Annotated in this window: 14 protein-coding genes and 2 tRNA genes; 5 read left to right on the top strand and 11 right to left on the bottom strand. The window is 68.8% G+C overall.

Annotated elements, in window-relative coordinates; all coding sequences use genetic code 11:
• The first annotated feature begins 75 nt into the window (after window positions 1-75).
• Both QCD75_RS06570 and QCD75_RS06575 read left to right on the top strand, forming a co-directional pair.
• Window positions 76-453 (top strand): ArsR/SmtB family transcription factor, encoded by a 378-nt coding sequence (locus QCD75_RS06570; RefSeq protein ID WP_226760464.1) that lies wholly within the window; start codon window positions 76-78, stop codon window positions 451-453.
• Complete coding sequence (locus QCD75_RS06575; RefSeq protein WP_301226863.1) at window positions 450-2,111, top strand: SulP family inorganic anion transporter; 1,662 nt, start codon at window positions 450-452, stop codon at window positions 2,109-2,111. Before QCD75_RS06570 ends, QCD75_RS06575 begins: the two co-directional genes overlap by 4 nt.
• On the opposite strand, the gene QCD75_RS06580 is transcribed toward QCD75_RS06575, so the two are convergent.
• The 5 genes from QCD75_RS06580 to QCD75_RS06600 form a co-directional block, all read right to left on the bottom strand.
• Window positions 2,101-2,325: a DUF3188 domain-containing protein gene (locus tag QCD75_RS06580; RefSeq protein ID WP_301226865.1), complete on the bottom strand. Its 225-nt coding sequence runs from the start codon at window positions 2,323-2,325 to the stop codon at window positions 2,101-2,103. The two genes, QCD75_RS06575 and QCD75_RS06580, sit on opposite strands and share 11 nt — an antisense overlap.
• A gap of 128 nt (window positions 2,326-2,453) precedes the next feature.
• Window positions 2,454-3,413: a DUF2797 domain-containing protein gene (locus tag QCD75_RS06585; protein ID WP_301226867.1), complete on the bottom strand. Its 960-nt coding sequence runs from the start codon at window positions 3,411-3,413 to the stop codon at window positions 2,454-2,456.
• 24 nt (window positions 3,414-3,437) lie between these two features.
• Entirely contained in the window at window positions 3,438-4,301 is an 864-nt protein-coding gene (locus QCD75_RS06590; protein ID WP_301226869.1) for an HpcH/HpaI aldolase/citrate lyase family protein, read from the bottom strand.
• A 184-nt stretch (window positions 4,302-4,485) separates the two neighbouring features.
• Complete coding sequence (locus QCD75_RS06595; protein ID WP_301226988.1) at window positions 4,486-5,418, bottom strand: aldo/keto reductase; 933 nt, start codon at window positions 5,416-5,418, stop codon at window positions 4,486-4,488.
• Between the two features lie 62 nt (window positions 5,419-5,480).
• Complete coding sequence (locus QCD75_RS06600) at window positions 5,481-7,187, bottom strand: glycoside hydrolase family 13 protein (RefSeq protein WP_301226871.1); 1,707 nt, start codon at window positions 7,185-7,187, stop codon at window positions 5,481-5,483.
• A 107-nt stretch (window positions 7,188-7,294) separates the two neighbouring features.
• On the opposite strand from QCD75_RS06600, the gene QCD75_RS06605 reads away from it, so the two are divergent.
• Both QCD75_RS06605 and QCD75_RS06610 read left to right on the top strand, forming a co-directional pair.
• Window positions 7,295-8,470, top strand: coding sequence for an ROK family protein (locus QCD75_RS06605; RefSeq protein WP_301226990.1), 1,176 nt, complete (start codon window positions 7,295-7,297; stop codon window positions 8,468-8,470).
• Between the two features lie 224 nt (window positions 8,471-8,694).
• Window positions 8,695-11,643 (top strand): FG-GAP-like repeat-containing protein, encoded by a 2,949-nt coding sequence (locus QCD75_RS06610; protein WP_301226873.1) that lies wholly within the window; start codon window positions 8,695-8,697, stop codon window positions 11,641-11,643.
• 210 nt (window positions 11,644-11,853) lie between these two features.
• Here QCD75_RS06610 and QCD75_RS06615 read toward each other — a convergent pair whose 3' ends face one another.
• The 6 genes from QCD75_RS06615 to QCD75_RS06640 all read right to left on the bottom strand — a co-directional run bounded on the left by QCD75_RS06615 (window position 11,854) and on the right by QCD75_RS06640 (window position 17,987).
• Complete coding sequence (locus QCD75_RS06615) at window positions 11,854-13,422, bottom strand: Na+/H+ antiporter (RefSeq protein ID WP_301226875.1); 1,569 nt, start codon at window positions 13,420-13,422, stop codon at window positions 11,854-11,856.
• Between the two features lie 121 nt (window positions 13,423-13,543).
• Window positions 13,544-14,203, bottom strand: a complete 660-nt coding sequence (locus tag QCD75_RS06620) for an NAD(P)H-binding protein (RefSeq protein WP_301226877.1) — start codon at window positions 14,201-14,203, stop codon at window positions 13,544-13,546.
• A gap of 147 nt (window positions 14,204-14,350) precedes the next feature.
• Window positions 14,351-14,424 (bottom strand) — tRNA-Met (locus tag QCD75_RS06625).
• 62 nt (window positions 14,425-14,486) lie between these two features.
• A tRNA-Thr gene (locus tag QCD75_RS06630) sits at window positions 14,487-14,558 on the bottom strand.
• A 231-nt stretch (window positions 14,559-14,789) separates the two neighbouring features.
• Window positions 14,790-16,940 carry a DEAD/DEAH box helicase gene (locus QCD75_RS06635; protein ID WP_301226879.1) on the bottom strand — a complete coding sequence of 717 codons (2,151 nt, stop codon included), beginning with the start codon at window positions 16,938-16,940 and terminating at the stop codon, window positions 14,790-14,792.
• 393 nt (window positions 16,941-17,333) lie between these two features.
• Window positions 17,334-17,987, bottom strand: a complete 654-nt coding sequence (locus tag QCD75_RS06640; RefSeq protein WP_301226881.1) for an MOSC domain-containing protein — start codon at window positions 17,985-17,987, stop codon at window positions 17,334-17,336.
• Window positions 17,988-18,150: 163 nt separating this feature from the next.
• Between QCD75_RS06640 and QCD75_RS06645 the strand changes: the two genes are divergently transcribed.
• Entirely contained in the window at window positions 18,151-18,831 is a 681-nt protein-coding gene (locus tag QCD75_RS06645; RefSeq protein WP_301226883.1) for a Tat pathway signal protein, read from the top strand.
• Window positions 18,832-18,833 lie beyond the last annotated feature (2 nt).

The raw sequence follows: 18,833 nt of genomic DNA on the forward strand, positions 1-18,833 counted from the left end.
GCGGTATGATGAAAACATCAATTCATCAACTCATGGCCGGTCGAGGGACCTCAGGGCCAGAAAGCACGGGCAGCGATGATTTCGGCAGCGCAAACCCCCTTGTACGAGATCAAGGCGAACCTGTTCAAGGCCCTCGCCCACCCGGCGCGGATCCGTGTGCTCGAACTGCTGTCCGCCGCGCCGGATAATGCGGCGCCCGTCAGCTATCTGCTGGCCGAGACGGGCCTCGAAGCGTCCCACCTGTCCCAGCACCTCGCCACCCTGCGCCGGCACGGGGTGGTGACCTCGACCCGCTCCGCCAACACGGTGACCTACCGGCTGGCCCATCCGAAAATCGCCGAATTGCTGGCCATCGCCCGGACCTTCCTCCTCGACAGCCTGGCCGATTCCAACGACCGACTCAGACTCGCGCAGGAACTGCCCAGCGAACACCTGAAGGATTCCGTTTCATGAGCGCGGCACTGGCGCACCTCCGCCGGTTCCTCCCGTCCCGGCGTGACTATGACGGCCTGCGCTCGTCCTGGAAGACGGACCTGCTGTCCGGGATCACTGTCGGGATTGTGGCCCTGCCGCTGGCACTGGCCTTCGGAGTGAGTTCCGGCGTCGGCGCCGAAGCCGGACTCGTCACCGCCGTCGTCGCCGGCCTCGTGGCAGCCGTCATGGGCGGCTCGCACGTGCAGGTCTCCGGCCCGACCGGCGCGATGGTCGTCGTCCTGGCGCCGGTCGTCGCCCTCCATGGCGTCGGCAGCATCGCCCTGGTCTCCCTGATGGCGGGGCTGCTGGTGATAATCCTGGGCATCAGCGGGCTGGGCCGGGCGGTGGCCTTCATCCCGTGGCCGGTAGTGGAGGGCTTTACCCTCGGCATCGCCGCGATCATCTTCCTCCAGCAGGTCCCGATGGCCACCGGCACCACCGGGATACCGGGCCACAACACCCTCCTGGCCGCCATCGAGAGCGCCTCCCAGGCCACCGCGCCCGCCGTTTTCCAGACGCTCGGCGTCGTGGCCGGCGTGGCCGCCGTGATGATCCTGCTCCCGAAGCTGAACAAGGCCCTGCCCGCGAGCCTGGTCGCGGTCCTGCTGGCCACCGTGGCAGCCGAGCTGCTCCAGCTGGAGATCCCCCGGATCGGTGAGCTGCCGCATTCGCTGTCTGCACCGTCGATGCCCTCCCTCGATCCGGCGGCGCTGGGCGGGCTGCTGATGCCCGCGGTGTCCATTGCGATGCTGGCCGCCATCGAATCGCTGCTGTCCGCACGGGTGGCAGCGGGGATGGTGGGCCCTGACGGGAGGCCCTCCGGGGCCTACAGCCCGGACCGGGAGCTCACGGGGCAGGGGCTCGCCTCCGTCGCGGCAGGGTTCTTCGGCGGCATGCCGGCCACCGGCGCCATCGCCCGGACAGCGGTCAATGTCCGCTCCGGCGCCAAGACCCGGCTGTCTGCGATTGTCCACGCGTTCGTGCTGCTGGCCATCATCTATCTGGCGGCCGGACTGGTCGGAAGGATCCCGCTCGCGGTCCTGGCCGGGATCCTGATGGTCACGGCAGTCCGCATGGTGTCCAGGCACACGGTCGGCGCCATCATGCGCTCCACCCGCGCCGACGCCTTCGTGTTCGTCCTGACGGCCCTGATCACCGTGGCCTTCGACCTGATCGTGGCCATCGAGATCGGGCTTGTCGCCGCGGCCATCTTTACCCTGCGCAAGTTCGCCTCGCTCAGCGGGGTGAAGCGCGAGGAGGTGCCGGGACCACACAAGGAGGGGGACGAGCACATCGCTATCTTCCGGCTCGACGGGGCCATGTTCTTCGGCGCCGCGGAACGCGTCCTGCAGGAAATCAGCCAGGTCAAGGACATCCAGGTGGCCATCATCCGGCTCTCGCAGGTGCGGATGCTCGACGCCACCGGGGCCCACACGCTGGTGGAGGTCATCGCTGCGCTGGAGCTGCGCGGCGTGACGGTCCTGCTGAAAGGCGTCCAGCCGCAGCACCTCGAGCTGGTCACCAACGTCGGGGTGATCCGCTCGCTGCGGCACCACAAGCACCTGTTCACATCCCTGCCCGAGGCTGTGGAGCATGCCCGCAGCCACGTGCTCCGGAACGCCGCAGCTAACGCTTGAGGTTCTTCCGGATCGTCTGGCCGCGCACCACAATCCCGGCGATGTGCAGAATCAGGCCCAGGCCGATCACGGCGAGGGAGGCGACCGCGAGGTCCTGGTTGCCGGAGGTGTTCCCCACGAGGTTCAAGGTGATGCCGACGGCGAGCAGCCCCATCGCGCTGAAAACCAGCACCTTGTAGGTGGTTGACGCGGATTCCCAGAATTCTTTCAGCACCGTGCCAGTCTACTGGGGCCCGCCGGCAACGCCGCGAGCCGCAAAATTCCTGGCGACACACACAATACCTGGCGACTCGGGCATTCGGGCGCGTCCGGTTTTCTGCGCGTCGCGGGACAGTTCCAGCGTCAGAACAGGGCTTCCTGGACTGCGGGGACGTCACTTCCATAGTCGCCGAGGTTGACGGTCCGCGCCTTCAGCCGGGCGAGATTGACGACGAACTCGAGGTCGGCGCCGTCGAGCCGGGCCAGCGCGACGCTGCCGCTCAGCGAGTCGATCCGGAACCCGTGGGCGCCCGAGCTGAGCTCATGCGGGTAGGCGTGCCGGGCAGCCGGTGCGCAGGCCGCATCGGACAGCCCGGGCCGCAGCCACCGCTCGTCCAGGACCTCGAAGCCGCCGCCCCCGGCGCCGGCCAGCAGCCCGCGGACGCCGCCGGCCAGCCGGCTGTTCCGGGCGTCCAGTTCGTCGGCCGGCGCCGGCCCGGTCAGGGCCGCGGCCTTGGCGGCCGACCGGATCTGCTGGGGAATACCGGCGTCGCGGGTCACCAGGTCCTCGAGGATCCTGACGACGCGGCCGTCGGCGGCCCGGGCGACATAACGGGCGACGACGGCGCCCTGTTCGGCGAGCCTCTTCCATTTCCGCAGGTTCGCGGCAGTGCCCACCTTGCTGGCGCCGTTGGCGAAGGTGGCGATGTAGAGCCAGTGCGGCTGCATCAGGTAGGCCCGCAGCCCTGGCGGCACATGCCCGCCGCGGTGGAAGTCGTGGATGAGCCGCGAATCGTCGACCACGAAGCACCGCTCGCACTGGCTGCCTTTCACGGCCTGTGCCCGTGCCGGGCACAGGACGTGGTCGCGGTCGGCAGGGCCGTGCACCCTGTGGTGCCCGAGGCAGCGCTTCCCGTCGGCGGCGAGCCGGAACCCCAGCCGGGTCCCGGCGTCGAGCGGAAGTTCAATGAAGCCGCCGTCAGGGTCCTGCAGGCGCAGCGCCGGGCGCCCGCCGTCGGGGTCCGGCAATCCGGCCGGCGCGGCCGGCGCGGCCGGTGCGGCATCCCAAAAGACCCCGTGGACCAGATAGCGGGTATCGGCCACGGGGTCTCCTTGGTTCGGGGCCGGCTAGAGCGCCGGCTGCACCCCGAAGGCTACCGCGAGCTTCATGATCTTCTCGGCGCGGCCCAGACGCGGGAGGTCGGAGCCGTCGCGAATGACGCGGCCGCTGGCCTCGAAATCGGCCATGAAATCCGTGGCCCAGGCGACGTCGGAGGGCGTCGGGCTGATGACCTCGTTGATGACCGGGGTCTGGTCGATCGCCAGGCAGAGCTTGCCGGTCATGCCCATCATCACCGTGATGCCGGTCTGCTCGCGCAGGATCGGGTGGTTGGTGCCGACGGTGGGGCCGTCGATGGGGCCCGGCAGGTTCCCGACGCGGCTGGCGACCACGAGCTTGGCCCGCGGGTACGCCATGGCCTCGGGGGTGGCCGCCATGCCCGTGTCGCGGCGGAAGTCGCCCGAACCGAAGGCCAGCCGGAACGCGCCCTGGGCCCTGGCGATGTTGTTGGCTTCCTCGATGCCCACGGCGGACTCGACGAGCGCGATGACCGGGGTCTTGCCGTCCATGCGGTGGAAGCTCTCGGTGACCTGGTCCGCGGACTCGGTCTTGGCGAGCATCACGCCCAGCAGGCCCGGGGTGCCGCGGAGCCCGGCGAGGTCATCGGCCCAGAAGGGGCTGGTGGCGTCGTTGATCCGGACCCAGGCGCTGCCGCCGGCGGTCAGCCAGTCCACGACGTTGGCGCGGGCGGCGTCCTTCTGCGAGGGGTCCACCGCGTCCTCGATATCCAGGATGACGGCGTCCGCGCGGGACGCGGCCGACTGGTCGAAGAGCTCCGGTTTCATGGCGTTCACCAGCAGCCAGGAGCGGGCGATTTCGGCTGGGATGTTGCGTTGGGGCCGGACGGTCCCGGCGGTGGTGGTGGAAGTCATGTATCTACGCTATCCGTTCAGGGGTGTTCCCCGCGAAGTATTCCGGCCCCTGGGGGCGACCAATACGACCAAAATCACGCCCTTGGCCGGGTGGCTCGCAGTTGAGGCCGTTCCCGGGGCCCAGAACGGCCTCAACTGCGGTCTACCGGGTGGGGTGCGGCGGGTGGGGTGCGGCGGCGGGCTGTTAGGGGATGTTGCTGCCGCGCGCCGTGACCCAGAGCCGGTACCACTGGGCCCGGGTCATGCCGGCGGCGGCCTCTGCCGCGCCGGCGCAGGCGCGGATGCGGTCCGGGTTGGCGGTGCCGATCACGGGCGCGATGCGGGCCGGGTGCTTCATCAGCCAGCCCAGCAGGACCGCCTCCCCGGTCGTCTTCTTCTCCGCGGCCAGCTGCGCCACCAGGGCGGCGGTCGCCTCCTCCGCAGCCGACGGCGCCGCGGCCGGTGCCCCGGTGTAGAGGCCCCGCGACAGCGACCCGTAGGCCTGCAGGGTGATCCCGTGCCGGACACAGTGCTCCACCGTGCCGTGCGGGAAGCTGTAGTCCGTTCCCTCGGCATGGTTGACGAGCACCGTGCTCTCCAGCCAGGCGCGCCGGGACAGGCTCATCTCCAGCTGGTTGGCGACCACCGGCGTATTGAGCCGGTCCTGCAGCATCTCGATCTGCGGCCCGGACATGTTGGACACTCCCAGCGCCCGGACCTTGCCCTCCGCCATCAGCTGCCCGACGGCGGAGGCAACCTCAGCGGGGTCCAGCAGCGGATCGGGCCGGTGCAGCATCAGGACGTCCACGTAGTCCGTGCGGAGCCGGGCGAGGCTTTCGTTGACCCGGGCCAGGATGGCGTCCCCGCTCAGGTCGTAATACGTCTCCAGGCCCTGTTCGTTGAGCCGGATGCCCACCTTGGTCTGCAGCCGGATGCGTTCGCGCAGACCCGGAGTCCGCGCCAGCACCTCGCCGAAGACCGCCTCGGACTTGCCGCCACGGTAGATGTCGGCATGGTCGAACAGGGTGATGCCGGATTCGAGGGCGGCGCCGACGGCGGCAGCCGCCTCGTCCACCTGCGCGGACGAGTACGGCTCCGGGGACCAGCTGCCGCCCAAGCCCATGCAGCCATAAATCAGCTCCTGGCCCGCGGCCGGCTGAACGGCCGGCTCCCCGGCCGGCTCGCTTGCCTCCGGCCGGTTCACCGCAGCCAGACGGTGGTGCTGCCCGGCAGGAGGTTCTTCTCGAGCGGTGCACTGCTGAGCAGCACCTCTCCGGCGGGGAGCTCCACGGGCTCGTTCCCGAAATTGGTCACGGTCTGCCAGCCACCCGGGCGGCTGAAGTGCAGCACTGCCGGGCTCGCGGTGGGGTGCCATTGCAGTTCTTCGGAGGTCTGCAGTTCGCGGCGCAGCTTCAGCGCCCGGCGGTAGAACTCGAGGGTGGAACCCTCGACCCCGTCCTCGGCCGCGACGGCGTAGCGGCTGAACCAGGCCGGCTGCGGCAGGTGCGCCGCGCCGTCGCCGAACCCGAAGGAGGTGCCCTCGGCGGTCCAGGGCAGCGGGACGCGGCAGCCGTCCCGGCCGATCTCAACGCCCTTGTTGCGGAAGAACGTCGGGTCCTGGCGGGCGGCGTCGGGGATTTCCGCGACCTCCTGCAGGCCGAGTTCCTCGCCCTGGTAAAGGTACGCGGAGCCCGGCAGCGCCAGCATCAGCTGGGTGGCCGCGCGGGCACGGCGCAGCCCGAGCTCGACGTCGAGCTCCTCGGCCGGTGCGCCGGCCAGCAGCCAGCCCTTGCCGTCCTGGCCCTTGGCATGCCGGCCGCCGCCCTGGGGCAGGCCGTAGCGCGTGGCGTGCCGGACGACGTCGTGGTTGGAGAACACCCAGGTGGAGGAGGCGCCGGACTCGGTGGCTTCGGCGAGGTTACGGGTGATGATTTCGCGGAATTCCTCGGCGTCGAAGTCCGCCTGCAGGAGGTCGAAGTTGAAGGCCTGGCCCAGGCCCTGCGGGCTCGCGTAGCGGCCACGCCGGCTCGCGTGGACCCACGCTTCGGCGACGGCGGTGCGCGGCGGGGTGTATTCGTTGAAGACCTCGCGCCATTCGACGTAGATCTCGTGGACCTCGTCGCGGTCCCAGAACGGGTGCGAGCCGTCGTCGAAACCGTCGGTGCCGCTGTTGGCCTCACTCAGCTCCACCTTGGACAGCAGCGGCTCGGTGAGGTCCTTGGTGAGGGCGTGCGCCACGTCGACCCGGAAGCCGTCCACGCCGCGGTCGGACCAGAAGCGCAGGGTCTTGAGGAAGTCGTCGCGGATTTCGCGGCTGGACCAGTTCAGGTCCGGCTGTTCCTTGGCGAAGATGTGCATGTACCACTGGCCGGGGGTGCCGTCCGGCTCGGTGATGCGTTCCCAGGCCGGGCCGCCGAAGACGGACTCCCAATCCGAGGGCGGGATTTCGCCGTTTTCGCCCTTGCCGTCCCGGAAGATGTACCGCTCGCGGGCGTCGGAGCCGCGGGGGGACGCGAGGGCCTCCTGGAACCAGATGTGCCGGTTCGAGGAGTGGTTCGGCACGATGTCGGCGATCAGCTTGATGCCGGCGGCATGCAGGGCGGCGGACATCTCATCGAAGTCGGCCAGTGTTCCGAGCTTGGGGTCCACGTCGCGGTAGTCGTCGACGTCGTAGCCGCCGTCGGCGAGGGCCGAGGGGTAGAAGGGACTGAGCCAGACGGCGTCGATTCCGAGTCCCAACAGGTACGGGACCTTGGCCGTGATGCCCTTGATGTCGCCGAGTCCGTCACCGTTGGAGTCGTAGAAGCTGCGCGGGTAGATCTGGTACACAGAGGCCTGGCGCCACCAGTTGGGGTCGGCGGCGAGATCGGAACCGGACAGGGTTGCCAGCGTGGCGGTGTTGGACAAGGGGTGATCCTCCGGGGTTCGGAACTGGGTTCTGGTAATTTAGATACAAGCTAAATATATTGCCTGAACAATTATGGGTCCGGACCGACGGGGAGGTCAATAATCCGATGCCGCACGCCGCCGCCACCCCCCAGCTGCTGCGCCGGGTGAACGCCCGGTCGGTGCTGGGCGTCATCCGGGGCACGGAGGTGGCCACCGGCACCGAGCTGATGGCCCGGACCGGGCTGACCCGGGCATCCGTCATTGCCGTCTGTGAGGACCTCCTCCGGCGCGGCTGGATCCGCGAGCTGGACGCCCGCGATGAGGACCAGCCCGGCAGTCCGCGCAAGGGACGCCCGGCACGGCGCTTCGAGCTGAACTCGCGGGCAGGATTCGTCCTCGGCCTGGACATCGGCGCCGCCACCACCACCGCCGCCGTCGCGGACCTCCGCGGCACCGTCCTCGGACGTTCCAGCGAAAGCTTCCGGGCCGCCGACATCCCCGCGGAGGAGCGGATCGACGTCGTCGACCGTGCCTGCCGCCGGGCGCTGGCCGCCGCCGGGACCAGCCCGGCCAGTGTCCTCGCTGTGGGGGCCGGCATCGCCGCACCCGTGGACCGCGACGGGAAGGTGCTGGTCAGCCAGCCCTTCTGGAGCCTGTTCGACGTCGGGCTCCGTTCGGCGCTGAAGGAGCTGCACGGCTGGACGGTGCTGCTGGAGAACGACGCGAACCTTGCCGCCCTGGGCGAACGGTGGCGGGGTTCCGGCGCCGGCGTGGATGACCTCGTGGTGCTGCTGGCCGGTGAACGGCTGGGCGCCGGGGTGATGGAGTCCGGGCGGCTGCTGCACGGCCGCGGCGGCGCGGCCGGGGAAATGGGGTACCTGGACCTGGTGCAGGGGGTGGGCTCCAGCGACGGCATCGCCACCCTGGCGAGGCAGTGGTCCGCGGCCGGCGGCGGACCTGCCACCGGCGGCGAGGCCAGCGCCCGGCGTGTCTTCGAGGATGCCGCCGCCGGGGACCCCGCAGCGCTGGCCATCCTCGACCGCCTCTCGGAACGGATGGCACGGGTCATCGCCTCCGTGGCGAGCTTCATCAACCCGGAACAGGTGGTGATCGGCGGCGCTGTGGCGGAATCGGCGGGGGCGCTGCTGCCCGGCATCACGGCCCTGCTCCCCCGCTTCACGGCGACGCCGCCTCGGGTGACGGTCTCGCCGCTGGGCGACGCGATCGTCACGGTCGGCGCCATCCGGCACGCCTTGGACTACGTCGAGGCGAACGCCCTCGAGCTGGAACTCGGGCGGTAGGACCGGCATTCGGCGGGGCTGGCGGTGGGGCTGGCGGCTGGGGCTGGTGGCTGTAGCGCGCAGGCTTTGCTCAAGATTCTGCAACGATTTGCTACCTAAGACGAAAGTTTCTTGCAGATCGCCGGGTCTGACGGCGCGCCGTCCGTAGACTGACCTCACTTCCCGGTCTCCCCGGCCTTTCCGCTGAGCCTTCAGCGGGGCGGCGGTCTCATGAAAGACAAAACGTGAACTCAATACGGAAGACGACGGCGCTTCTCACAGCGTTTGTCGTTACTCTCGCCTCGCTCACTGCCGTGACGCTCTCGCCGGCCCTCGCTGAAACGACCCCAGCCCCCGCCTCGACGGCCTCGCCCACGCCCACGGCGACAGCGACGCCGTCGGCAGCCGGCTCCTCCGCGACCACCGCCACGCCGGTCCCGGCAGCGTCGCCCGTGCCGAGCCCCGCGCTGACCACGGCTCCCGCGGCAACGGCCGAGGCGCAGACCTTGGCCGCTCCGGAGCCGTTGTTCACGGAAGTCGTTGGCGGCAGCAGACCCACATCCAGTGCGTCCGTTGAGAGCACTGCGATGCAGGTGAGGAAGGGCGCCGAACAGCGCAAGGCAACCACCGAGGCCTATTCCCTCAGCCGCAGCGGTGACATCAAGGTGAGGCTGGTCATGGTCCAGCTGGCCGACAGGACGGCGACCATCCCGGAGGCGGACGCCCGTGCCGCCGTCGACACCAGCAGCCAGTACTGGCAGGCCATGTCGAACGGCAGGCTGTCCATGAGCGTCGCCACGGTCGAAAACAGGACGAGCAAGGCAACGTCCACCCAAAGCTATTCGTCCATGATGAATACGATCGTCGCAGAAACCGGCTGGGTTCCCAGCCCCCTGACAGCAATGGTGGTCTTCGTTTCCTCACCCACGCTCTCCGACGGAGCCTACGGCGCCGGCTGGAGCTACAGCGGAACGAGCGGACGCGTCATTATGCCGCTCCCGGCGTCGCTGACCAGGAGCGTGCTGACGCACGAATTCGGCCACGTCCTGGGCCTGATGCACGCCAACAGGCTCCGGTGCGGGGACGGGGCCGTGGACACCGCCACCAACGCTGACGGTTCGTTCGCGGACAGCACGTGCAGCGTGGAGGAATACAAGGACAACCTCGACGTGATGGGCGTCTCACAGAGCAGCCAGCCGGTGGTCAGCTCCCCCATGTACGAATTCGGCGGATTCGGCGCCGGCGCCGAGGTCAGGAACCTGGGGAAGGCGGTCGGCAGGAATTCCTACCAGTTGCGGGCCTGGGGAAGCGCCGACGAGAGCCGCGCCCTGAAGTTCACCGATCCCGTCAGCGGGGAGGGCTACAACCTGGAACTTCGCCTTCCGGTGGGCAATGACGCGGCAACGGCGGTCAACGGTAACCGCGGAGTGAAGGTTGTCCAGGCATTCGGCGCAGGGTCCATCGCCCTCCAGCCCAACACCACGACCTTCAACGGCTTTTACAGCTACAACCAGGCCTGGCAGGCCGGGCAGACCTTCACGACCCATGCCGGGACCAAGGTAACCATCGACTGGGTCTCGGATTCCGCCGCCGGGGTCACCATTGATGCCATGCCGGCGGCCAAGCCCGTGCTGGTCGCCCCCGGTGACTTCAACGGCGACGGAATCGCTGACCTGATCCAGCGCAAGGCCAACGGCGAGCTGTGGTTCTACCCGGGCGACGGCACCGGCAAGTCCGGTGCCGGCCAGCGGATCGGCACCGGCTGGGAGATCTACGACACCATCATGGGGACCGGCGATTTCAACGGTGATGGCAGGAACGACCTCGTCGCCCGCAAATTCGACGGATCGCTCTGGTTCTACGCCGGCACCGGAAATGTCTCGGCGGGCAACGAGGGGTACACCGCGGCGGTCAAGATCGGCAACTTCGGCTGGGACGCCTTCAATGCGCTCCTGGGCGTGCGCGACTTCGACGGCGACGGCAGGCCGGACATCCTGGCCCGGCGCCCCGACGGCGTGCTGCTGCTCTACCCGGGAATGGGCACGGGCTGGCCGGGACCCCCCCGTCAGATCGACTACGGCTGGGACATCTTTGACCAGCTGATCCCGATCCAGGATTTCAACGGCGACGGAACCAACGACCTGGCGGCACGGCGCCCGGACGGAACGCTTTGGCTGTATTCCAACTCCGGGCCCGCGAAGCTCGTCCAGCCCCAGCAGATTGGGTCAGGCTGGGGAATCTATACGACCATCCTGGGCACCGGCGACGCCAACGGGGACCGCACGGCCGACTTCGTGGCCAGCCAGGCCGACGGAAACGTCTTCTTCTACGCCGGGACCGCCATGCGGGACGAGGGGTACAGCAGCGCGCGGAAGATCGGCGACTTCGGCTGGGACGTCTTCGATTCCCTGACGGCCGTCGGGGATTTCAACGGCGACAAGGTCGGAGACCTGCTGGCCCGGAAGCCGGACGGAACACTGTGGTTCTATCCCGGCGACGGGAAGGGCGCCTACGGTGTGCCGCGGAAGATCGGCGACTTCGGCTGGGATGTGTTCAATGCGCTGGTCAGCGTCGGGGACTTCACGGGGGACGGAAAGAGCGACCTCGTCGCCCGGAAGCCCGACGGCAGCCTGTGGATCTACCCCGGCACCGGCCGGGTCGACGCCACCGACCCCGGTTACACGGCGCCGAAAAAAATCGGCACGGCCGGCTGGGACGCCTTCACCGCCCTGACCGGAACCGGGGACCTGAACGGGGACGGAAAGAACGACCTCATGGCAAGGAAATCCGACGGTTCGCTCTGGCTGTACCGCGGCACGGGCACCATCAGCGGAACCAACGAAGGTTACTCCTCGCCGGTCAAGATCGGCGACTACGGCTGGGAAGTCTTCGACAAGCTCTTCGGCGCCGGTGACTTCAACGCCGACGGAAAGAATGACATCGTCGCCAGGAAGTTCGACGGCACCCTGTGGATGTACCCGGGAGACGGCACGGGAAAGCTTTCCGTCCCGCGCAGGATCGGCTCAGGCTGGAACGTGTTTGACACCGTCCTGGGCGCCGGAAACCTGAACGCGGACAGCTTCCCCGACCTGGTGGCCCGCAGGCCCGACGGTTCGCTCTGGGCCTACTCGGGAACAGGCATGCAGCCGAACGAGGGCTACCTCCCCCGGACCTTCACGGGTTCGGTGTCGTAGGCCGGGGCTGCACCCGGGAGCCCGGGAGGTGAGAGGAAGGGCCGGAGCGTCAGCGATCCGGCCCTTCCTCTGTTAACCCGCGGCGCCGCCGGAGCGCGCTGCGCCGCCGGCCTGCTCCGGCAGGCAGCTCGGGGGCGACTCCGGCCGACGCCGTCGGGGTACTCCGGCGGGGTACTCCGGCGGGCGACGCCGTCAGGCTCCTCCGGCGGCCTACTCCGGCATGATCATGGTGCGCAGATCCAGCTGCCGCAGGACCCGGTCCGCAACCTCGGGGTCCATGCCGGGCTCGTTGCGGGCCGCGACGACTTCCTGGCGGGCCGCATCGAGCGCGATCGTCTGCACGGCAATCGCCAGCTCCCGTCCGCGTTGGCGCAGCTCCCCCACACTTTCGTTGCGGATGCTGCCGTCGAGGAGTTCAGCGTGCAGCCGGGTCATTTTCTCCTTGACCAGCGCCACCTTCTCCGGCGGCAGCTCCTTCATCAGCTCGTTCGCCTTCAGCGCCGCGATCGCCGCCTCCTGTGCGCGCCGGGCGAGTACCCGTGCGGCGTCGCGCTCTTCCGAGCCGTCACCCGAAGCCTTCAGGGCCCGCATGAGCCACGGCAGGGTCAGCCCCGGGAGCACCAGGGTGGCCAGCAGGACCGCGCAGGCTATGACGATGAGCTGGCTCCGGGCCGGGAACGGGCTACCGTCGGCAACGGTCAGCGGGAGCGCCAGGGCGAGGGCCAGGGTGGCGAGTCCGCGCATGCCGCACCAGGTGAGGATGAGGACTTCCTTGGCGGAGGTCGGCCGCAGGGAATCCCGGGTGCGCGCCAGGCCGGACATCATGGCCATCCACGCAAACCGGACAGCGAACACCAGCACGCACACCACCACGGCGTTGCCGATCATGCCGACGATGCCGTCGCCTTCATCACGGACGACCTGCCGCACCTCCAGCCCCACCAGGCCGAACGCCAGCCCGGTGACCAGCAGCTCCACGACGTCCCAGAAGGCGCTGCGGGTGACCCGCTCGGCGGCGTCCTGCGGCCGGGCGTGCCGCTGGATCTCCAGGGCGGTGACGACGACGGCGATCACACCCGAGGCGTGAACCTCCTCGGCGAGGATGTAGGCCGCGAACGGCACTACCAGGGTGACGGCGCTGCGGGCCACCATGGACTGCACCAGCCGGGTGATCAGGCTGGTGAGCCAGCCCATGCCGATGCCCACGGCCACCGCGACCGCCGCGCCGAGCACAAACTGCAGGGCCACGTCGGGTGAGAACTGGGTGCCGGAGACGGTCGCGGCGACCGCGGCCTGGAAAATGACGATGGCCGCGGCGTCGTTGAAGAGGCCCTCGCTTTGGAGCACGGTGATGAGCCGCCGGGGCATGTGGACGCGGCCGGCGATGGACTCCACGGCCACCGGATCCGGCGGGGCGACCATGGCGCCGAGGGCGATCGCCGCGGGAATACCGATCCCCGGGATCAGGAGCCAGGCCGCCCCGGCCACCACCGCGGTCGAGACCACCACGAGGGCCACGGCAAGCATCAGCAGGGTGCGCCACCGGACCCGGAACACGGCCCAGGAACTGCGCTGGGCCGTGGCGAAGAGCAAGGGCGGCAGGAAGATGGGCAGGATCAGTTCCGGCGAGATGGACATCTCCGGAAACCCCGGAATGAAGGTCAGCGAGGCGGCCAGGATGAGCATCAGGACCGGAAACGGCAGCCGCAGCCGGTCCCCGATGCCGACCGCCACCACGGTGGCCAGCAGGAGTCCAATGATGAGTGCCAGCTGGTCCATAGGCCCACTTTCCCGGGAGTCGTCGGGTCAGGCCGCTGCGTTGGATGAGCCGGCCGCCCCCACCACCCTATCGGCACCTGCCGGGCGCAAGCCGGCAGGCGTCCGGCGGCCCGCCGCCCGATTAGCTCACTGGCTCCAGGGCGGCCGCCAGGGGCAGCGTGCCGTCCCGGAATTCGATGGTGCGCCCGGCCGTTGATGGCAGGCCCAGCACCGCGGCCGCGACGAGGGCCACGTTGGCACGTGCCGTTTCCGAGCCGCCGGAAGTGTCCGCGGGGTTGACTTCGATCAGGCCGTTTCCGGGCCCGTCCGTGAGCGCTCCCGGGCCCAGGATGGTCCAGTCCAGGGCCGTCCCGCGCAGATAGGCGTCCGCTGCGGCCTTGGCCTCGGCGTACGCGTAGAAACTGTTGTCCTCGGGGACGCCGTGGTCCGGCCCGGCACCAAGATAGGAGACCATGAGGTACCGCCCGACGCCGGCTTCGGCCGCCGCGTCCATCGACCGGATGGCAGCGTCCCGGTCCACCGCATAGGTCCGCTCGGGGCTTCCGCCGCCCGCGCCGGCCGACCAGACCACGGCATCATGGCTCCTCAGCGCCTCGGCGATCTCCGCCGTCGTCGAATTTTCAACATCCAGCACAACGGGAGTGGCGCCCGTGGCCGCGACGTCCTCCCGGTGGCCCGGGTTCCGGATAAACGACGTCACGTCCGTTCCCTCCCCGGAAAGGATGCGGGACAGTTCCAGAGCCACTTTGCCGTGGCCGCCAATGATTGCGATTCGCGTCATGGACCCATTCTGTCCCACAACCGCGCCCCGGCCCCCGTTGCGCTATCACTTATCGCGGCCAAAACGCCCGGTTAAGCACCAAAAGTGATAGCGCAAAGGGGGTTAAAACAAAAGGACCCCACAGGCCGGGCCTGCAGAGTCTTTCTGTAGCGGCGGGGAGGCTCGATCTCCCGACCTCACGATTATGAGTCGTGCGCTCTAACCAACTGAGCTACGCCGCCATAAATGAGGAAAACCTGCGCTAAGCCGGTCAAAAACCGCCTTGACACAGGCCCTCATTCAGAGCCCCCCACCGGAATCGATCCGGTGACCTCGTTCTTACCAAGAACGCGCTCTACCACTGAGCTAGGGGGGCAACGAGTAAATACTCTACCGGAAGATTCCGCTCCCAACAAATCGGCACCGGGAGGGCTCCCAAAGCGTCAAAATCGGCGGAAATCGGGCCTGTAGGAGGCCCGGCGACGGCCCGCGGGTGGGCCTGGAGCACCGCCGGGCTCCCGGATGTGACCAAGGGAACTTAACGAAAAACGGGCCGGCTCTGGAGCCGGCCCGTTTTCAGGGTGAGTCAGTGTTTAGCAGCTCATGGTTACCACTTGGTGCGGGGCTTGAAGCCGCCTTCGGTGCGCGGCTTGCGGGCCGCATCGGAGCCGACGCCACGCTCGTTGCGGTCGCTGAAGGAGCGTCCGCCACGGTCAGCGGAAGTCCGCTCGCCGTCGTTCTTGCGGAATTCGCGCTTGAAGCCGCCGTTGCCCTTGAAGTTGCCGCCACGGTCGCCGCCGCCGGAGTAACCGCCGCGGCTGCCGCCCTGGCCGCCACCCTGGTAGCCGCCACGCTCGCCGCCGCGGTCGCTCGCGGGCGAACGGCCGTTGTCCAGCTCGAGGTGGATCAGCTCGCCGCCGATCCGGGTGCGGGACAGCGCCTTCAGCTGGTCGGCGCTGAGGTCCGCGGGAAGCTCCACGAGGGAGTGGTCCGCACGGATGTCGATGCCGCCGATCTGGGCCGAGGAGATGCCGCCCTCGTTGGCAATGGCGCCAACGATGGAACCCGGCATAACGCGCTGACGGCGTCCGACGGCGATCCGGTAGGTGGCGTTGCCCTCGGTCAGGGTGCGGGTCGGGCCGCGTGAGCCGAAGCCGTCCTTGGACCGCTCGCGCTTCTGGAACTCAGGAGCAGCAGGCAGTTCCTTGACCAGGAGCGGCTGGCCGCCCTGGGCCATGACGGCCAGCGCAGCAGCGATCTCCGACGCCGGGACGTTGTGCTCTTCTTCGTACGAGGAGATGAGGTCGCGGAATGCGGCGACGTCCTCGGACGCAAGCGTCTCCGTGATCTTCTCGGCAAACTTGCCCAGGCGAAGGGTGTTGACCGATTCCGCGGTCGGCAGGTGCATCTGCTCGACCGGCTGGCGGGTCGCCTTTTCAATGGAACGCAGCAGGTACTTCTCCCGCGGCGTCATGAAGAGGATCGCGTCACCGGAACGGCCTGCACGGCCGGTACGGCCAATGCGGTGCACGTAGGACTCGGTGTCGTGGGGGATGTCGTAGTTGACCACGTGGCTGACGCGCTCGACGTCAAGGCCGCGGGCCGCGACGTCGGTGGCGACGAGGATGTCGATCTTTCCGTCACGCAGGGCCTCAACGGTGCGCTCGCGCTGCTGCTGCGGGATGTCGCCATTAATGGCAGCAGCCTGGAAGCCCCGTGAACGCAGCTTGTCGGCCAGGTCCTCCGTCGCCATCTTGGTGCGGACGAAGGCGATGACGCCTTCGAACTCTTCAACCTCGAGGATGCGGGTCAGTGCGTCGAGCTTGTGCGGGCCCATGACCTGCAGGTAACGCTGGCGGGTGTTCGCGCCGGTGGTGGTCTTGGACTTGACCTGGACCTCGGCCGGGTTGTTCAGGTACTGCTTCGACAGCCGGCGGATCTGGCTCGGCATCGTGGCGGAGAACAGTGCAACCTGGCGGCCCTCGGGGGTCTGCTGGAAGATCTGCTCAACGTCTTCGGCGAAGCCCATGCGGAGCATCTCGTCAGCCTCGTCCAGCACCAGGTACTGGAGTTCGGACAGGTCGAGGGAGCCCTTGGCGATGTGGTCGATCACACGGCCGGGGGTACCGACAACAACCTGGGCGCCGCGGCGCAGGCCAGCGAGCTGGGGGCCGTAGGCGGAGCCGCCGTACACCGGGAGGACGGTGAAGTCATCGATGTGCTTGGCGTAGGAGGTGAAGGCCTCGGCGACCTGGAGTGCGAGCTCACGGGTCGGAGCGAGCACCAGGGCCTGGGTCTTGCGGGACGGGCCGTTGAGGTCGTGGAGCTCGGCCAGGCGGGACAGTGCCGGTACTGCGAATGCTGCAGTCTTACCGGTGCCCGTCTGGGCCAGGCCCACGACGTCGCGGCCTTCGAGCAGCAGCGGAATGGTTGCTGCCTGGATCGGGGACGGCTTCTCGTAGCCGACGTCCTGCAGGGCAGCCAGGACACGGGCGTCGATGCCGAGGTCAACGAACTTGACGCCTTCTTCTTCGTCCTCGTCCTTGGCCGGGGCGGCCTGGGTGTCAGCCTTGTCGTTGGCCGGGGCGGCCGTGGTGTCAGCCTGCGGTGCGGTCTCGGCAGCAGCCGGAACCTCAACGGGGGCAGGAGCCTCGGTGAATACCGGGGCGGTGCCGGCTGCGGGGGCAGCCGTTTCAGAAGTCTCGACGTCGCTCTGAATGTTTTCGGTTTCGACGGAGTTGTTCTGAGTTTCGGGCATAGGTGAAATATCCTCATCCATAGGGGCCAAGCGGCACAACCCGAGGTGAGCGGGGCCGCAGTACGCGTGACACAAAATCGCCGGGCATACTTTGACCGGCCGGTCACATAGAAGCCCGGCGCTTTCGCAATCCCGTGGCAGGACTTCCCGCTGCAACTCTTGGCTGCTATCCCAGCAGTCTGTACAGCGTTTTCTTTAGCCGGCTCTCCCTATGAAAATGCCCGCATCTCAATTGCGCGGGCCCCAACACTTACCAGTCTTGCCTCAAGAATTGGGCAGGAAATAAGGGATTTCCGGAGTGGGGGATAGTTCAATTGTAGGGCATGGATCCGCCCTTGGGTAACCCGGGAGCCCACGACGGCGGTGAGCTTGCGCACACGGGCCCCCGGCCCGCTACACCCCGGGGCGGCGCTGCAGCTTCTCGAACTCCCCCAGATACTCCGGCTGGAGGCGGATCTCACCGTCGGCGTCGGCGTCCCGCAGGGCCTCCATGTCCTCCACCGTGGGATCGCTGAACCACTTGCCGATGGTGACCCCGTGGGTGGGGAGGAAGATCCGGTGGATGTGGTCCCCCGCCTGGATGCTGCCGACCCGCACCACGCGCAGGTAGGTCCCGACCCGCCCGGCGTCGCCGAACCGCTTCACCCAGTGCGGCTCATGCATCCGCCGCTGGAAGGTGGCGCAGGGGACGCGCGGGGAGGTCACCTCGACTTCGACGTCGAGTCCGATCTTCCAGCGTTCGCCGATCAGGGCGTCCGTGGCGCTGATGCCGGCGACGCGCAGGTTCTCGCCGAAGATCCCCGGCGGCAGTTCCCGGCCGAGCTCCGCTGTCCAGTAGTCGGCGTCGTCCTGGGAATAGGCGTAGAGCGCCTGGTCCTCGCCGCCGTGGTGGACGCGGCTGGCCTGGACATCACCGCGCAGCCCGAGCTTGTGCACCCTGACCGGTCCGGCCACGGGCCGTTTGTCGATCGCGGTGACGCCGACGCTGCCGGGGTCCTCCAGCAGCTGGTGTACGCGGCAGACGGCGAGAACGGAAGCGGTGTCCATGGCACCAGTGTAGGCCCGGGCCCCGCCGGGCGGGTGCCGTGGCAGGCATGGGGAGTTCTGCCCAATACATCGGTAAACGGTGGAACGGATGGCGGTTAGGCTGGCTCCGGCACTACTGCCGCAAGTCACGGCAAATGCAATCCAGGGGAACGCAGGGGAACGCATGGACAAGCAGGAGCACCCGGGGGAAGCGAACCCGGAGGGTGGAATAACAGATTCAGGGCCGCCGGCGTGGGGAACTGCCCGGGAGGACTTCACCCCCAGGCCCCGGAGCAATGACCGTCAGCAGCCGCCGTGGCAGGTGCCTCAGCCGGCCCTCCGCCCCGAACTGGCGGACCAGCACGCCTTGTCAGATACCCCCGGACCCCCGCCGCTGGCCGGCGCCCGCCCGTCGAGCCCCCTGGTGGACCCTTTCGGCCGTGAACGTGCGCGGAAGCTGGCGTCAGCTCCCGACCGGAAGAAACGCTCCCAGCGGCGCACGGCTGTTGTGGCGCTCGGCGTGACCGCGCTGCTGGCCGGGACCATCACCGCGATGGTGGCCAGCAACGAGGATGACGCCGACTACGCCCAGGTGTGCTTCAACGACGGCACCGGCGAGCGCGTCGATGACTCCCAGTGCGGCAACAGCAGCACCCAGGGACGCGGTTCCGGCGCCTACGCCTGGTACTTCTATTCCCGCGGCGCGAGCGTGCCGGGGGTGGGACAGAACCGGTCCGGCTACCCCAGCTACACCAAGACTGCCCCGGCCGGGGCGAAGGCGTCGACGGGGTACAGCTCCAAGGGTGGAACTGTGAGCCGGGGCGGCTTCGGCTCCAGCTCCAAGGGCGGAAGCACGGGCGGCTAGGC

This window comes from Arthrobacter sp. PsM3, assembly GCF_030433895.1.
Classification (GTDB): Bacteria; Actinomycetota; Actinomycetes; order Actinomycetales; family Micrococcaceae; genus Arthrobacter.